Genomic DNA, 14,159 nt, shown 5'->3' with positions numbered 1-14,159 from the left:
CGTCCGTAGCAGGCCCTGCATTGTTGGGGAGCTTCTTCTCGAGCGTGATGGTGTCACCCACCTTGGCGGCCTGCAGCTCCTTGATGCCSGCRATGATGTAGCCCACCTSSCCKGCMTCGAGSGAAKYGCGCGGCTCGTTGGCSGGCGTGAASACSCCSAKGTTGTCGGCGTTGTACAYSGCGCCSGASGCCATCATCTTGATGCGCTCGCCCTTSASCARGCGGCCRTCSACCACRCGCACCAGCATGACCACCCCGACGTAGCTGTCGAACCAGCTGTCGATGATCATCGCGCGCAGCGGGCCATCGGCATTGCCACGTGGTGCGGGCACCTTGGCAACAATCGCCTCCAGAATCTCATCGATTCCCATACCGGTTTTGGCAGAGCAAGGAATCGCGTCGGTGGCATCAATGCCGATCACATCTTCGATCTCGGCCTTGGCATTGTCTGGATCAGCGTTGGGCAGATCCATCTTGTTGAGCACCGGCACCACTTCGACACCCAGATCCAGAGCGGTGTAGCAGTTGGCCACAGTCTGCGCTTCGACCCCCTGCGATGCATCCACCACCAACAGCGCACCCTCGCATGCAGACAGCGARCGRCTCACCTCATACGAGAAGTCCACATGCCCTGGCGTGTCGATCAGATTGAGGTTGTAGACCTGCCCATCSWGKGCCTTGTASTGCAGCGCRGCGGTCTGCGCCTTGATGGTTATCCCACGCTCTTTTTCGATRTCCATCGAGTCSAGMACCTGSGCYTCCATCTCACGGTCTGCAAGACCTCCGCACCGCTGAATCAAGCGGTCGGCAAGCGTCGACTTGCCATGGTCGATGTGCGCAATGATGGAAAAATTTCTGATGTGATTCATCAACGGAAAGCGTCAAGTGATTGAATTAAAACAGTGCGCACAAGAAAAAAGGGCGCGTCGAATGGCGACGCGCCCTGAACCAACAATCATTGGCAACTGCGATAGTTGGAGCTTCATTGTAGGCAAAAAGGCCGCCTGAAAAAGCCCGCCCCTCGGCATCCAAGGGAAGTTGCCAGGGTGCAACAGGAATTTTATACACAGTTTATACACAGTCTGCACAAGAACAACGCTGGACAACTTGTGGGTGAGCTGTGGATCAACTGTGCATTGCTCAAAAACATCCCACATCGTGAACAGAGCGCCCGTCGATATGCAGATAAGCGTTGAACGCAAGTCTCTATTCTATCGAAACTGGTTGATGGGCCTCTGAAAAGTTAGCAAAAGCTAACATCTAGACTGGTGTGGACGCCTCCTACCAACCCCTCAAAAAAAACCAGGCACCGACAATGGCCCCCTTGAAACGTAGGGAATGGCCCGACTCCGGGCCATCCTCGTTCTCGCTTGTGGCGCTTATCTGCCGGGGCGAATCAGCGCGTACTGAGCCCACTCGCCGCGGCGATACAGCACGTTGATGGACTTGCTCTTATCAGCCTTGGACAGCACAGACTCAAACTCTTTCACGCCCGCCACTTCGGTGTTGGCAACCGACAGGATGATGTCCCCTTCCCGAAGGCCAGCGCGTGCTGCCGCGTCCATGGCGGTCGCCACGACCACCCCACCCTTGAGCTTGAGTTCCTTCTTCTGGGCATCCGTCAGTTCCGTCACTGACAAACCGATCTGCTGTGCAGCGGCAGAGGCCTTGGGCTTCTCCTCGCGCTCGGCTACTTTGGTGGCGGGCTTGTCAGGTTCGATCTCCGCGATGGTGATGGCCAGATCGCGGGATGCACCGCGACGGAACACCGTCACCGAACTGCGATTGCCTGGTTTGGTGTTGCCCACAAGGCGCGGCAGGTCTGCCACCTTCTCGATGGGTTTGCCATCAAAGCGCGTGATGATGTCGCCCGCCTCCACACCCGCTTTGTCGGCGGGCGACCCTGCCTCCACGCCCGTCACCAGAGCGCCCTGCGCCTTGCCCAGGCCAATCGACTCAGCAACATCCTTGGTGACTTGCCCGATCTGGACACCGATACGGCCACGCGTCACACGACCCGAAGCACGCAGCTGCTCACTCACACGGATGGCTTCATCCATGGGGATGGCGAACGAGATACCCATGAATCCGCCAGAGCGGGAATAGATCTGGCTGTTGATGCCCACCACCTCACCACGCATGTTGATGAGTGGCCCGCCAGAGTTTCCGGGGTTGATGGCCACATCCGTCTGGATGAAGGGCAGGTAGTCACCCGTATCGCGCTGCTTGGCACTGACGATGCCCGCAGTGACCGTGTTTTCCAGCCCAAAGGGTGAACCGATCGCCATCACCCACTCGCCCACTCGGAGGCGACTCACATCCCCCACTTTCACAGCAGGCAATCCTGACGCCTCTATCTTCACAACGGCCACGTCAGTGCGCTTGTCAGCCCCCACGATGCGCGCCTTGAACTCACGCTTGTCCGTCAAGGTCACAATGACCTCGTCAGCGCCTTCAACCACATGCGCATTGGTCATCACAAACCCGTCAGAGGTCAGAATGAAACCCGATCCCACTCCACGTGGCTGCGCCTCTTCTTCCTGTTGAGGCCGTTGAGGCCGCTGTTGACGCGGAGCATTGGGGATGGGTACCCCAAATCGGCGAAAAAATTCCAGCATCTCTTCGTCCATGCCATTGGCGTTGGCTCGACTGGACGCTTTCTCGACGGTGCGGATGTTGACCACTGACGGCCCCACCTGATCCACCAGATCGGTGAAATCAGGCAAGCCCCGAACCAGCGGTGCAGGTTGTGCCAACGCCGCATGGGGCGCTACCGAGACCGTGGCCAGACCACCCATCAGGCATGCCACTGCCACCGAACGCAACATACTTCCATCAAACTTCGGCATCTTCGACCTTTCTTGATTCTTGGCGAATGCTGTTCACGAATTGTGTGTGACTGTGAAGAGTGTGACGCCAAATGGTTCCCCGCATTCGTCACGCCCTCCATGCCCACACAAACCGCCAAATGACCGGGTATGGCGGCCCGCAGTCATCGGCAGCGCGGCTGTCAGCGCAGGCGCTCCAGCTGACCTACAAAAAGGCGCAGTGTCTGCAGAGGTACCTCTCCCACTGCGGTCAACCACGTGTCTGACGGCCCACGCTGGGCTACCAGCTGTGTAGCGCCCATGCTGGACACCTGGGGCTGCGCGGGATGACGCTGCGGGTCGAAGGGCTCCAGAAACAACGACACCGAGGCCAGTCCATCGGAGTACAGGCACTGCAAGACACTGGAGGCATCCGGAGCGTCAGACATCGCCCGTCGGTGACAGCTGACAGGCACGAATCCGGCCACGGGCTGGCGCAAGGCCCAACCTTCGGCCTTTGCCGTAGTTTTGACCACTGAGGGTGCAACCACCTTGTAACCCGACGTCGCGTCCATCAGACGCGTCAGCTGATCAACCTTCACCGGCGCATTGAGATCCAGCTCAGAAAAAGCCGCTTGCTCCAAGACCCGACCATCAGCCGCCAGCGTCTGCAGCTTCACCACCAGCCCGGTTTCACGCTCGCTCCAGAGCCGATAACCGAAACGCAGGGTATCCGTAGGCTGAAACCAGACCACGTCCGACACGAAGCCAGCCACCCGCTCCTGCCCCAGCAGGCGGGGCGTGTAAAACTGGGCGATCGATGTACCGCTGACAACAGGTACGCGCGGAAAGAGCCCAGATGCATCGCGGCGGTCTGACCGCACAACGCGCGCCTGGGGCAGGAAGGTACGAACTTCGTCGTTACGGCGATAGACCGTGCGCGGAGTGCCACTAAGCGATTCAACCCGCTCCAATTGTTGCTGGCCATCGCATGCGTGCCAGATGCGTGAACTGGACATGGCGCCGTTGGCCGACAACACCACAAAGGTTCCGGCATAGGCTCGGCTGCACGGTGCGCTGTGCATGCGCTCGATCCACTGCGCCATGTCGCGCTCGGCCACTGCGGTGGTAGTTGACTCAGAGGATGCAGCAGGAGCCCCCGCCACAGGCCCCACGAACAAACCACACATCGCTGCGGCTATCAACGAGCCAAGCCATCGAACCCGGGTATTTCCAAAGACCTTCGCAACTCCAGAGGGGTTCATCACACTATCTCAGCGCCAGACATACCGTTCACGATTCAGCGGCCAGGAGTCTCAAAAGTAGCGTTGCGCAAAAAGCCAGCAGGCATCTGCAGGGCCGACGTACTGCCAAACTGCTTATGGGCCGCCAGCAACTCATCCAATCGAGGATCCCGGATCATCACTTGCTGGCCGTCCGCATCAGCAACAGCTACGACAGGCGCGCCTTGCGCAGTCGCACGCTCGGGGGAAGACGCGGCCAGTTGAGCCCCAGCTCCACCCGCCCCCTGCAGTTGGGAGAACGAGGTCCAGCCAATAGCGGCCACGGCGGCCAGCGACGCAAAGCCCGCAACCATCTTCCAACGGAAAACCGATGCATTGGCAGCCACAGGCAGAGGGGTCGCTACGATGCCCAGTTGGGCTGGAACATGTGGACGCTGTGGCGGAGCCTCCTTGGCCAGCTCTTCGCGCAAGCGGGACAGAAACGCTGGATTTGCTGGCCGCGCCAAATCAGAAGAACGCAACGCATCGCCCACAAGGTGGTAAACCGCCCATGTGTTGCGTCCTTCGTCTTCCGCCGCCCAGGCCAGCGCATCGGCAAACTCATCGCCGTGCAGCTGACCATCCGCCAGAGCAGATAGCTGTTCGCTCCGTCCGCCGGTCAAGCTGACGTCCGCCGAGGCGGTGATACCTGTTTGTGCCTTGTTCATTCAATCACCTCACCACCGTTTGCCCGACTGGTTTTCGAGCAAGGGTCGCACTTTGGCCGAAATGGCTTCTCGCGCCCGAAAAATTCGAGATCGCACCGTACCAATGGGGCACCCCATCGCGGTAGCAATTTCTTCATAACTGAGCCCTTCAATCTCTCGCAGCGTGACAGCTTGGCGCAGATCATCGGGCAAGGCCTCCATGGCTGCATTCACGACCTGGGCGATTTCCTGGGCCGCAAGGACAGTTTCGGGGGTTTCGTCGCTGGTTAGTTCGTGTCCAAGGCGGGAAGTTTCATCCTCGTCCTCCGAACCCCTGAATGCATTTTCGGAAATGACCGGGTTGCGCTTCATATCCATGAGCGCCTTCTTGGCTGTATTGACAGCAATCCGGTACAGCCAGGTGTAAAACTGGGCGTCGCCGCGAAACTGGTGCAGCGCCCGATAGGCGCGGATGAAGGTTTCCTGGGCAATGTCCTGCACCAGGTCCGTGTCGCGCACCATGCGCCCGATCAGTCGTTCGATGCGGCGTTGGTACTTGATGACCAGCAATTCATAGGCGCGCTGGTCGCCCGCTACCGTGCGCTCCACCAGTTGGAGGTCGCTGTCTTCGGAGGGGGAAGGCGGAATTACAGTCATGGATACTCAGTATTCACGCCCTGGGGCAGCTTGCCGGGCGGTTTCGTCAGCGTTGTCAGCGCCCGATCTGGCGCGCGAATATACCGCACGGCGCAAGTCCATCCAGCGCTCTGGCTGACTGGAACGCTCCAGCCACAACCACAGCGGCGGATGTCCGACGAGCAAGATGCGCACCCACAGATGCGCCTGCAGATCCAGAAGCACCTCCGGGGGCGCTGAAAGCGTCAGCGGCACACTGGTGGGCGGCGCCACTCGGTTCAGCGTCCAGGCTTGGCCGTCGAACTGCAAAACTCCACGGGCTTGGCTCCACCAAAAGTGCATGGCAGCCGCCATCGCTGGCAGCCAGAAACACAGGGCCACTGCGATAGACAGATGCGCAGCACGGCTACCCCAAGCGATCCAGGCAACCAAAACGGCACCACCAGCAAGCACCCAGGCAGCCAACAGCACGCCCAGAGCCCGACTGCGACGCAGCGAATATTGGACAGAGGGAGGCCATCTCGAAAGCCGCGTCACAAGACAGCTCCCTTCGACGGACGGATCAAGCGCCAACTCGATGACGGACCGACACCACAGTCAATGACACATCGCCCGCAGGCCCACGAGCGATACGTATTGCCACCGAATCCGAGATTGGTATGTGCGCGCAATCAGACGCGTTTGAATACCAGCGTTCCGTTGGTGCCGCCAAAGCCAAAGTTGTTCTTGACGGCCACATCAATCTTCATGTCCCGCGCCGTATTGGCGCAGTAGTCGAGATCACACTCCGGATCCTGGTTGAACAGGTTGATGGTGGGCGGCACTTTTTGTTCATGCAGTGCCAGCACGGTGAACACACTTTCAATCCCTCCCGCACCGCCGAGCAAGTGGCCCGTCATGGATTTGGTGGAGCTCACAACGGTCTTGTAGGCGTGGTCGCCCAAGGCCGCTTTGATTGCATTGGTTTCGTTGATGTCACCCAGAGGAGTGGACGTGCCGTGGGCATTAAGGTAATCCACCTGATCGGCATTGATCCCGGCGTTGCGCAACGCGCTGAGCATGGCGCGCCGGGGCCCATCCATGTTGGGTGCCGTCATGTGACCTGCATCTGCGCTCATGCCGAAGCCGCTGAGTTCGGCATARATCTTGGCGCCKCGCGCYTTGGCGTGTTCRTACTCTTCGAGCACCAKCACRCCKGMGCCYTCGCCCAGCACRAARCCGTCGCGGTCCTTGTCCCAGGGGCGGGATGCCGTCTTGGGGTCGTCGTTGCGGGTGGACAGGGCCCGCATGGCGGCAAACCCGCCGATGCCCAGCGGAGATACCGTGGATTCGGTACCGCCAGCCACGACCACGTCCGCATCGCCATATTCGATCATGCGACCGGCCTCGCCGATACAGTGCAAGCCTGTTGTGCAGGCAGTCACCACGGCAAGGTTGGGCCCCTTGAAGYCAAAGCGCATGGACACATGCCCTGCCACCATGTTGATGATGGACGCAGGTACAAAAAATGGGGTGATACGCCGTGGCCCGCGGCTGACCAGCTCGGCGTGGGTGTTTTCGATCAGCGGGAGGCCGCCAATGCCGGAGCCGATCACGCAGGCAATGCGTGTGGCGAACTCCTCACTGAGCGCTTCACCCGTGGGAAGCCCTGCGTCCTGGACGGCCTGCGCTGCAGCAGCGATGCCATAGTGGATGAAGGTATCCATCGCGCGCGCATCCTTGGCGCTGATGTACGACTCCAGGTCAAGACCTTTGACCTCTCCCGCAATCTTGCAGGCGAAGTTCGATGCATCGAACTTGGTGATGAGATCAATGCCGGACTGGCCGGCAAGGAGATTGGCCCAGGACTCGGCCACCGTGTTACCCACGGGGCTGACGCAACCCAGGCCGGTCACGACAACGCGACGACGGCTCATGCGTATAAAACCTTCTGCTGATCGCTTGAGTCAGGCGCAGGGCGCCGCTCAGGCCTTCTGGTGGGTGTTGGCGTAGTCGATGGCGTTTTGCACCGTGGTGATCTTCTCGGCGTCTTCGTCCGGGATCTCGATGCCGAATTCGTCTTCCAGAGCCATCACCAGTTCCACCGTGTCGAGCGAGTCGGCACCGAGGTCTGCCACGAAGGCCTTTTCATTGGTGACTTGGGACTCTTCCACACCGAGTTGTTCGGCAATGATTTTTTTGACGCGTGCTTCGATATCGCTCATGGTTTCCCTCTGGGGGTTGTGAATGAATCCGCGATTCTAGCCGCTTAAGGAGAAGCCCCTAAACGACCCGCCGTCCGGATGAACCGGCGTTAACTTTCAATAACTACATGTACATGCCACCATTGACATGCAACTCCTGCCCCGTCACATAGCCAGCCTCGCGCGAGGCAAGGTACGCCACCGCGTGCGCGATGTCGGCCGGCTTGCCCAKGTGRCCCAGCGGGATCTGCGCATTGAGCGCCTTTTGCTGGTCTTCGGGTAACACGGAGGTCATGTCGGTCTCGATGAAACCGGGTGCCACGCAGTTCACGGTGATGCTGCGGCTGCCCAGCTCACGGGCCAGCGCGCGCGTCATGCCCGCCACACCCGCCTTGGCCGCGGCGTAGTTGGCCTGGCCTGGATTGCCCGAGGCACCCACTACGCTGGTGATGCTGATGATGCGCCCAAAGCGCTGCTTCATCATCGGCCGGATCGCGGCGCGGCTCGTGCGGAATACCGCCTTGAGATTGGTGTCCAGCACGGCATCCCAGTCGTCGTCCTTCATGCGCATGGCCAGAGTGTCGCGCGTAATGCCCGCGTTGTTCACCAGCACATGCAAGCCTCCTTGCTGCTTGACGATGGCGTCCATCAGGGCCTCGACCGCAGCCACATCGTTCACGTTCAGATTGGCACCGCGGCAACCAGGGTAAGCCGACAGCGCCTGGCTGATGCGCACTGCGCCTTCATCCGTGGTGGCTGTACCCACCACCTGGTAGCCGCGCACCGCCAACTCCAGGGCAATGGCAGCACCGATGCCGCGCGATGCACCGGTCACCAGTGCCACTTGCGCTGCCTGCACTGCTGTCTGGGTCGATTCCGTCATGCCAACAACTCCCGGGTTTCAGCCAGTGTGGCCGAGTCAAACAATGCTGCGCCGACCAGTTCAGGGTCGATGCGTTTGATGAGGCCTGCCAGCACCTTGCCAGGGCCACATTCAATGATGTGCGTCACACCACGGCCTTTCAGCGCGTGCACGCATTCCACCCAGCGCACGGGGCCAAAGGCCTGGCGGTAGAGCGCTTCGCGAATGGCATCAGCGTCTTGCTGCACCACCACGTCCACGTTGTTGACCACCGGAATCTGAGGGGTAGCAAGCGCAACCTCCGCCAGCGCCATACGCAGCTTTTCAGCCGCAGGCTTCATCAGGCTGGAATGGAAAGGCGCCGACACTGGCAGGGGCAATGCGCGCTTGGCGCCCGCCGCCTTGAGCACCTCACAGGCCTTGTCCACACCCGCCTTGGTACCGGCGATCACGGTCTGGATCGGGTCGTTGAAATTGACAGCCTCCACCACCTCAGCCGTACCTGGCCCGAACGATGCCAAAGCCTCGGCACAACCAGCGATGACCTTGGAAGCCTCCATGCCCAGAATGGCTGCCATGGCGCCGGTGCCGACAGGCACCGCCTCTTGCATGGCCGCCGCACGCAGCCGCACCAGAGGGGCAGCCTGGGCGAGCGTCAACACACCAGCCGCCACCAGAGCGGAGTATTCGCCCAGCGAATGCCCGGCAACGGCCACCGGGGCTGGGCCGCCTTCTGCGCGCCACACCCGCCATGCCGCCACGCCAGCGACCAGCATCACCGGCTGAGTGTTGGTGGTCAGGGCCAAAGCCTCCTTGGGGCCTTCCTTGATCAGCAGGCCGACATCCTCACCCAAAGCATCCGAGGCTTCCTGCAGGGTCTGCGCCACCACCGGGTGGTCACCCCAACCATCGAGCATGCCAACCGATTGCGAGCCTTGCCCCGGAAAGACAAATGCAAAAGACTTCATGAAAAATCCAGAAATATGATGAAACTGGCCGGTAGCGCAGGTACTTATTGCGCCAGCAGCTACAACTTCAGGAGCACAGCACCCCAGGTAAAACCACCACCCACGCCTTCGAGCAGCAGGGTTTCGCCTTTCTTGACCTGACCGGTGCGCACCCCATGGTCCAAAGCCAGCGGAATGGAAGCTGCCGAGGTGTTGCCGTGTTGGTCCACCGTGACCACCACCTTGTCCATGGACATCTTCAGTTTGCGGGCGGTGCTCTGCATGATGCGGATGTTGGCCTGGTGCGGGATCAGCCAGTCGATATCGGCCTCGGTCAGCCCGGCCTTGGCCAGGGCCGCGTGGGCCGCCTTTTCCAGCACACCCACTGCCAGCTTGAAGACCGCCTGTCCGTCCATTTTGAGGACCGGGTCCCCAAGCACCTTGCCGCCGGACACATTGCCGGGCACACACAAAATATCGACATGCTTGCCGTCGGCGTGCAGGTCGCTCGACAGAATGCCAGGCGTGTCAGAGGCCTCCAGTACCACAGCGCCCGCACCATCACCGAACAACACACAGGTGGTGCGGTCGTTGAAGTCCAGGATGCGGCTGAAAACCTCTGCACCAATCACCAGCGCGCGATTGGCAGCACCTGTCTGAATCATGGCGTCCGCCACCGACAGGGCATAGACAAAACCGCTGCACACAGCTTGCACATCAAACGCAGGGCATCCATTGGCACCCAGCTTGTTCTGCAAGATACAAGCAACGGACGGGAACACCATGTCCGGCGTGGACGTGGCCACGATGATCAGATCGATATCGGTGGGCTGCAGGCCGGCGGCCTGCAGGGCATTGCGCGCTGCCTCCAATCCCAAGTCGCTGGCGGTCACATCCGGAGCCGCAAAGTGGCGCGCCCGGATGCCGGTGCGCTCCACAATCCATTCATCGGAGGTTTCGATACCGCGCTGGCCCAGTTCGGCAACCAGATCAGCGTTGGTCAACCGGCGGGGAGGCAGGTAGCTGCCGGTGCCGGTAATGCGGGAATAACGTCTCATTATTGTGCGGTCGCCGCAACGCCAGGCTGGGGCTGGGCATCTGCAGGCGCCAGCAGGGGCGCCGCGTGCGCAATCCGGGTCCGGACACGGTCGAGCAGGTTGTTGCGGGCTGCATCATACGCCCGGTTCAACGCCTGCTCGAAAGCCATGGCGTCTGCCGATCCGTGGCTCTTGAACACCAGCCCGCGCAGGCCGAGGAGCGCCGCACCGTTGTAACGGCGGTAATCCATGCGCCTCATCAACGCTTTTAAGATCGGATAGGCGACGATAGCGGCCATTTTGGTAAAAATGTGGCGCGAAAATTCGGTTTTAAGTGCTCCGATGATCATCGAGGCCACACCTTCGCTGGCCTTGAGCGCCACATTGCCCACAAAACCATCACAGACCACGATATCCACCGTACCCTTGAAGATATCGTTGCCCTCCACATTGCCATAGAAGTTCAAATCGCCGGAATTAGCCGCAGATCGCAGCAATTCACCTGCCTTTTTGATCACCTCACTGCCTTTGATGACCTCTTCACCAATGTTCAGCAAACCCACCGTGGGCTCGCCACCCTCCTGGAGGACGGATACCAGGGCAGAGCCCATCACGGCAAACTGCAGCAGGTGCTCGGCCGAGCAATCGACGTTAGCCCCCAGGTCCAGCACCGTCGTGGCACCACCGGTGGCGTTGGGCAGCTGGGTAGCGATGGCAGGACGGTCGATACCGTCCAAAGTCTTGAGCAGATAGCGGGCGATGGCCATCAAGGCACCGGTATTGCCCGCAGACACGGCCGCCGAAGCCGTGCCATCCTTGACTTGCTGGATGGCCACGCGCATCGAAGAATCTTTCTTCTTGYGCAAGGCCACTTCCACCGGGTCATCCATAGCGACCACTTCGGTAGCGGGAACGATGGTGGCTCGGTCGTGGGAGAACGATTGCAGGCTGTCCGCCAGGCCAACGAGCAGCAGACGGGCATCCGGGTGGTGGTCGAGAAACTGGCGGCACGCCGCGAGCGTGACGCGGGGGCCATGGTCGCCCCCCATGCAGTCAACAGCCAGTGTGATCATGGGCGACTTGTCCGGCCGGCCCAGGGGGCCGAGAGATGAATACGACGGTCAAAACAAAGGCCCGCGCTACAGGGTTTGTAGCAACGGGCCTTTGGATGGGGTGAAGGTCAGGCTTCRGACTTGTTCTTSAGCACCTGRCGGCCACGGTAGAAACCGTTGGGGCTGATGTGGTGRCGCAGGTGCGTTTCRCCAGTGGTSGGYTCMACGGCAATGCCKGGCACGWYCAGSGCATTGTGSGARCGGTGCATGCCGCGCTTGGAAGGSGACTTYTTGTTTTGCTGRACGGCCATGATGGCTCCTGATCTGGAATAGGTTGGTAAAAACGCGATCAGCCCAAAAAGACACGATGGGGTTCGCGTGAAGCCCACGATTATAACCCAAATGATTTTTGGGTCGATGAATCAGTCTTTGGCGTCTTTGCGCAAGGCTGCCAGCGCGGCAAAGGGGTTGGGTTTTTCGGCGTTGGCTTCTTCAAAATCGTCGTCCGAAGACGCCAGCGGCACCGAGGTCGGGCACTCGTCGTGCTTGGGCACCACGGGCAAAGCCATCAACAGTTCAYCTTCGATGAGTTCGTGCAGATCAAACTCGCGGCTCAGGGCCAGCAGGTCTTCTTCGCTCTCATCGTCCAGTGCCTCGGCCGTGGCTTCGTCCGCCACAAAGCGGAACTCACGATCCACCTCCAGGGGCACATCGACCGGCGTCAGGCAGCGCTGGCACTCCATGGGGAAGCTGGCGCGCACCTTGATGTGCAGCCAGACCTGCCCCATGCCTCCCAGGGCAGTGCGCACTTCGCCCGTCGCCTCCCAGTCCACCAACAGGTCGGGGTGCAGGCCTTTGGCCTCTTGCGCCAGGCGTTCGTACTTCAGCAGCGAGTCGTGTCCCGCCAGCCGACCGCCCGCCTGTGCGAAGGCTTTCACGTCGAGGCGCTGTGCGGAGAATTCCTTGGTCATGGCGGCAGTGTAAGAGAATCGGCGCATGCATCAATCCCCCTCCCCGCAACGCCCTCTGGTATTGGGCTCGACCTCGCGCTACCGGCGCGAATTGCTGGAACGGCTGAACCTGCCTTTCGAAGTGACCGCCCCCCATGTCGATGAGACTCCCCTGCCCGGCGAGGCGCCCCGCGCCCTGGCCTTGCGCCTGGCTCTGGCCAAAGCGCAAGCTGTGGCGCGGCAGCACCCCGAAGCCGTGGTGATCGGATCCGACCAGGTGGCAGACCTGGCCGGAGAGCCGCTGGGCAAACCGGGCCAGCACGATCGCGCGGTGCAGCAGTTGCGCCAGATGCGCGGCCAGACGGTGGTGTTCCAAACCGCCCTGGCGGTGGTGTGCGCGGCCACCGGCTTTGAACAGGTGGACCTCGCCCCCGTGGAGGTGAAGTTCCGCGACCTGTCGGATGAAGAAATCGAGCGCTACCTGCGCGCCGAGCAGCCCTACGACTGCGCRGGCAGCGCCAAGAGCGAAGGCCTYGGTATYGCCCTGCTGRRCGCSATCCACAGCGACGACCCCACGGCACTCATCGGGCTGCCACTGATCCGCACATGCCGCATGCTGCGCGCAGCAGGGCTGGTGCTGCCATGAACGTAAAAACCGGCACGCTGTACCTGGTGCCCGCCCCCCTCGACTTTGGCTGCGACACCCAGGCCCCACTGCAGGATGCCCTGCCCTCAGCGACCCTGCAGACAGCCGCCCGCCTGACCCACTGGGTGTGCGAAAACGCCAAGAGCACGCGCGCCTACCTCAAGCGCATTGACGCGCTGCACCCCCTGGCCCTCTCTCTACAGCAACAGCAGATCACCGAGTTGCCGCGTGAAGTGCACAAAAAAGGTGACCACGGCGACAAAGGCTCAGCGCCGTTCGACGCCCGCCCGCTGCTGGCTGCGGCCCTGAACGGGCACGACATCGGCCTGGTCAGCGAAGCGGGTATGCCCGCAGTGGCCGACCCTGGCTCGTCGGTGGTGCGGGCCGCGCACGACCTGGGCCTGCGCGTGGTGCCGTTGGTAGGGCCGGTGTCGCTGCTGCTGGCCCTGGCCGCCAGTGGCCTCAATGGACAAAACTTCGCCTTCGTCGGCTATCTGCCACAAGACGGACAAGAGCGCACACAGCGCATCAAGGAGCTGGAAGGCATCGCGCTGCGCATGGGCCAGACCCAGCTGTTCATCGAGACCCCGTACCGCAACCCGGCCCTGTGGCAGGCGCTGGTTCAGACCCTGCAGCCGCACACCCGGCTGGCGCTGGCCAGCGGGCTGACCCTGCCCGACGCGCGGGTGCAAAGCCAGCTGGTGCGCCAGTGGAAGCAGCAGCCCGCACCACCGGACAACCGCACCCCCGTGGTGTTTGCGCTGGGGCGTTGAGACAGCGACGGGGTAACACGCTACGGGCGAGGCGCCTGGAATGCTACATATTCAGGAGCATTCCAGGCATATTCCACTAGCGCAACCGCCCCAAAACACCCCAAAACACCCCCAAACCCCTCAGACCGCTGCACAACGGCCCCACACCGGCACCGCAGCACAGCGCAACCAGGCCCAACAAAAAAGCCCCGGCAGATACTTCTGCAGGGGCTTCGAATAGACATCTGCCATCGATGCAAGGGCTTGCGCGGATGATCACGCCCCCTGCCGACTCCGAGGCGAATATCAGCGCAACTGCGGCCCCGATATGGCCAGTGACTTGACGGCGCCAATGCCC

At 61.4% G+C, this 14,159-nt stretch carries 16 protein-coding genes; 2 read left to right on the top strand and 14 right to left on the bottom strand.

The window, feature by feature from the left end:
• From AC04MI_RS18290 to AC04MI_RS18225, 14 genes are all read right to left on the bottom strand, one after another.
• A partial coding sequence (locus tag AC04MI_RS18290) for a GTP-binding protein (RefSeq protein ID WP_476498354.1) occupies positions 1–868 on the bottom strand: 868 nt, incomplete at its 3' end.
• A 510-nt stretch (positions 869–1,378) separates the two neighbouring features.
• Complete coding sequence (locus AC04MI_RS18285) at positions 1,379–2,827, bottom strand: Do family serine endopeptidase (RefSeq protein WP_436078018.1); 1,449 nt, start codon at positions 2,825–2,827, stop codon at positions 1,379–1,381.
• A gap of 182 nt (positions 2,828–3,009) precedes the next feature.
• Entirely contained in the window at positions 3,010–3,912 is a 903-nt protein-coding gene (locus AC04MI_RS18280) for a MucB/RseB C-terminal domain-containing protein (protein ID WP_436078019.1), read from the bottom strand.
• A 194-nt stretch (positions 3,913–4,106) separates the two neighbouring features.
• On the bottom strand, positions 4,107–4,757 hold the full coding sequence (locus tag AC04MI_RS18275) for a sigma-E factor negative regulatory protein (RefSeq protein WP_436078020.1): 651 nt from the start codon (positions 4,755–4,757) through the stop codon (positions 4,107–4,109).
• Positions 4,758–4,766: 9 nt separating this feature from the next.
• Positions 4,767–5,393, bottom strand: coding sequence for an RNA polymerase sigma factor RpoE (rpoE, locus tag AC04MI_RS18270; protein WP_015013192.1), 627 nt, complete (start codon positions 5,391–5,393; stop codon positions 4,767–4,769).
• 6 nt (positions 5,394–5,399) lie between these two features.
• The gene (locus AC04MI_RS18265) at positions 5,400–5,714 is read right to left on the bottom strand and encodes a hypothetical protein (protein WP_225580908.1); all 315 of its coding nucleotides are present in this window, start codon (positions 5,712–5,714) and stop codon (positions 5,400–5,402) included.
• 329 nt (positions 5,715–6,043) lie between these two features.
• Positions 6,044–7,288 carry a beta-ketoacyl-ACP synthase II gene (fabF, locus tag AC04MI_RS18260; protein ID WP_476498353.1) on the bottom strand — a complete coding sequence of 415 codons (1,245 nt, stop codon included), beginning with the start codon at positions 7,286–7,288 and terminating at the stop codon, positions 6,044–6,046.
• Between the two features lie 48 nt (positions 7,289–7,336).
• Positions 7,337–7,576, bottom strand: a complete 240-nt coding sequence (gene acpP, locus AC04MI_RS18255) for an acyl carrier protein (RefSeq protein ID WP_003058049.1) — start codon at positions 7,574–7,576, stop codon at positions 7,337–7,339.
• Between the two features lie 103 nt (positions 7,577–7,679).
• Complete coding sequence (fabG, locus tag AC04MI_RS18250) at positions 7,680–8,438, bottom strand: 3-oxoacyl-ACP reductase FabG (RefSeq protein WP_476498352.1); 759 nt, start codon at positions 8,436–8,438, stop codon at positions 7,680–7,682.
• Entirely contained in the window at positions 8,435–9,385 is a 951-nt protein-coding gene (fabD, locus tag AC04MI_RS18245) for an ACP S-malonyltransferase (RefSeq protein ID WP_436078021.1), read from the bottom strand. The genes fabG and fabD overlap by 4 nt, the downstream gene beginning before the upstream one ends.
• Positions 9,386–9,444: 59 nt before the next feature.
• Positions 9,445–10,422 (bottom strand): beta-ketoacyl-ACP synthase III, encoded by a 978-nt coding sequence (locus AC04MI_RS18240; protein WP_099729687.1) that lies wholly within the window; start codon positions 10,420–10,422, stop codon positions 9,445–9,447.
• A complete protein-coding gene (gene plsX, locus AC04MI_RS18235; protein ID WP_476498351.1) occupies positions 10,422–11,474 on the bottom strand; it encodes a phosphate acyltransferase PlsX in 1,053 nt (350 codons plus the stop codon). Before plsX ends, AC04MI_RS18240 begins: the two co-directional genes overlap by 1 nt.
• A gap of 107 nt (positions 11,475–11,581) precedes the next feature.
• Positions 11,582–11,764 carry a 50S ribosomal protein L32 gene (gene rpmF / locus AC04MI_RS18230; RefSeq protein WP_476498350.1) on the bottom strand — a complete coding sequence of 61 codons (183 nt, stop codon included), beginning with the start codon at positions 11,762–11,764 and terminating at the stop codon, positions 11,582–11,584.
• Positions 11,765–11,875: 111 nt separating this feature from the next.
• The gene (locus tag AC04MI_RS18225; RefSeq protein WP_476498349.1) at positions 11,876–12,424 is read right to left on the bottom strand and encodes a YceD family protein; all 549 of its coding nucleotides are present in this window, start codon (positions 12,422–12,424) and stop codon (positions 11,876–11,878) included.
• 25 nt (positions 12,425–12,449) lie between these two features.
• Here AC04MI_RS18225 and AC04MI_RS18220 point away from each other — a divergent pair, with 25 nt between their 5' ends.
• Both AC04MI_RS18220 and AC04MI_RS18215 read left to right on the top strand, forming a co-directional pair.
• The gene (locus AC04MI_RS18220) at positions 12,450–13,049 is read left to right on the top strand and encodes a Maf family nucleotide pyrophosphatase (protein ID WP_476498348.1); all 600 of its coding nucleotides are present in this window, start codon (positions 12,450–12,452) and stop codon (positions 13,047–13,049) included.
• The gene (locus tag AC04MI_RS18215; RefSeq protein WP_436078023.1) at positions 13,046–13,822 is read left to right on the top strand and encodes an SAM-dependent methyltransferase; all 777 of its coding nucleotides are present in this window, start codon (positions 13,046–13,048) and stop codon (positions 13,820–13,822) included. Before AC04MI_RS18220 ends, AC04MI_RS18215 begins: the two co-directional genes overlap by 4 nt.
• Positions 13,823–14,159: the final 337 nt, after the last annotated feature.

The sequence above is a fragment of the Acidovorax sp. LjRoot204 genome (genome assembly GCF_056175785.1).
This window is presented reverse-complemented; position numbering and strand designations above follow the sequence as displayed.

What these genes read in the sequence shown, in the direction of transcription:
- AC04MI_RS18285 (WP_436078018.1), bottom strand. Translation starts at nt 2,827, where the DNA reads ATGTTGCGTTCGGTGGCAGTGGCATGCCTGATGGGTGGTCTGGCCACG.
- AC04MI_RS18280 (WP_436078019.1), bottom strand. Translation starts at nt 3,912, where the DNA reads ATGGCGCAGTGGATCGAGCGCATGCACAGCGCACCGTGCAGCCGAGCC.
- AC04MI_RS18275 (WP_436078020.1), bottom strand. Translation starts at nt 4,757, where the DNA reads ATGAACAAGGCACAAACAGGTATCACCGCCTCGGCGGACGTCAGCTTG.
- rpoE (WP_015013192.1), bottom strand. Translation starts at nt 5,393, where the DNA reads ATGACTGTAATTCCGCCTTCCCCCTCCGAAGACAGCGACCTCCAACTG.
- AC04MI_RS18265 (WP_225580908.1), bottom strand. Translation starts at nt 5,714, where the DNA reads ATGCACTTTTGGTGGAGCCAAGCCCGTGGAGTTTTGCAGTTCGACGGC.
- acpP (WP_003058049.1), bottom strand. Translation starts at nt 7,576, where the DNA reads ATGAGCGATATCGAAGCACGCGTCAAAAAAATCATTGCCGAACAACTC.
- fabD (WP_436078021.1), bottom strand. Translation starts at nt 9,385, where the DNA reads ATGAAGTCTTTTGCATTTGTCTTTCCGGGGCAAGGCTCGCAATCGGTT.
- AC04MI_RS18240 (WP_099729687.1), bottom strand. Translation starts at nt 10,422, where the DNA reads ATGAGACGTTATTCCCGCATTACCGGCACCGGCAGCTACCTGCCTCCC.
- AC04MI_RS18215 (WP_436078023.1), top strand. Translation starts at nt 13,046, where the DNA reads ATGAACGTAAAAACCGGCACGCTGTACCTGGTGCCCGCCCCCCTCGAC.